Origin of the sequence: Roseicyclus sp. (assembly GCF_052168335.1) — a bacterium.
Taxonomy (GTDB): domain Bacteria; phylum Pseudomonadota; class Alphaproteobacteria; order Rhodobacterales; family Rhodobacteraceae; genus Roseibacterium.
Window position 1 is genome coordinate 1 of the sequence record NZ_JBQLZP010000305.1, and the last position, 1,048, is coordinate 1,048.

A 1,048-nucleotide genomic window follows, 5' to 3' on the forward strand; every position below is an offset into this window, starting at 1 on the left:
AGCGCGAGTCCGCCCGGCACCGCCCGAAGCAGTTTCTGGAGCGAGATCAGGAGGTCCTCGGCAATGCGCGTCCGCTCCATCACGAGGCCCATGAATATGAACATGGGGGCCGCGACGAGAACCGGGTTCTCGATGATGCCGCCGAAGATACGATTGGGCATCAGCGTGACCTGCGCGAACCGCATTTCGCCAAGGGCAAGAGCGAGCCCGCCGAAGATCAGCGTGACGCCCATCAGGACGATGCCGACAGGAAGCGTCGAGAAGAGCCCCGCGATCAGCGCCAGGAACATGAGGCCCGGAAGGATGTCGATCAGCGCTTCCATCATTCGGCCTCGAACGGAGTGTCGATCATGTCCGGGCGGGCGACGGCCACGCGGATGCGCAGCGCGACCGAGAGGGCGCCGAGGATCGTCAGGAAGGCGGATAGCGGGATCGCGGCCTTGATGATCCAGCGATGTGGCAGGCCCATGCCGCCGACCGGCCCTTCGTTGCGTTCGAAGGCGCGTGCCGCGAAGTCCCATCCGAACCAGATCAGGAGGCACATGAAGGGGACCAGGAACACCAGGATCGCCCAGAACTCCAGCTCCAGCTTGAGACGGCGGCTCATGCGGTGGGCGAAGATGTCGATCCGGACATGGGCGTCACGGATATAGGCATATCCGAAGCACAGGACGGCGATGGCGCCGTGCAGGTGCCATTCGAGGTCCGAAACCACGAAGGAGCCCGTATTGAAGAACCGCCGTCCTATCACGTCGTACATGATGACCGCGGTCAGGATCAGGAGCATGAGCCCCGCCGCCTTTGCAAAGAGATGGCACGGCAGCGCCAGGGCGCGCGCGATGTGAAGAAGCGTGGTCATGTCGGCCGGGTCCTCGCGGTCTCGGGGCGGCCGGGGCCGCATCACGGCCCCGGCCCGGTCGCATCGCGCGGTCAGTCGACGTAGGCGAGGCCCGCCCAGTCGGCGTATCGGGCGCGGAACTCCTGGATGTGGTTCCAGACGCGGGCGAACTCCTCGCTTTCGGCGACCTTCTGCTCGACGACGCGCTCC

The 1,048-nt window shown here is 65.6% G+C and carries 2 protein-coding genes; both read right to left on the minus strand.

All coding sequences use genetic code 11. From position 1 onward, the window contains the following. Positions 1-326 (minus strand): TRAP transporter large permease subunit (locus ACTS11_RS09505; RefSeq protein WP_442640080.1); only part of this gene is annotated, 326 nt, incomplete at its 3' end. Then, complete coding sequence (locus ACTS11_RS09510) at positions 323-859, minus strand: TRAP transporter small permease subunit (RefSeq protein WP_442640081.1); 537 nt, start codon at positions 857-859, stop codon at positions 323-325. The genes ACTS11_RS09505 and ACTS11_RS09510, both read right to left, overlap by 4 nt. Positions 860-1,048 lie beyond the last annotated feature (189 nt).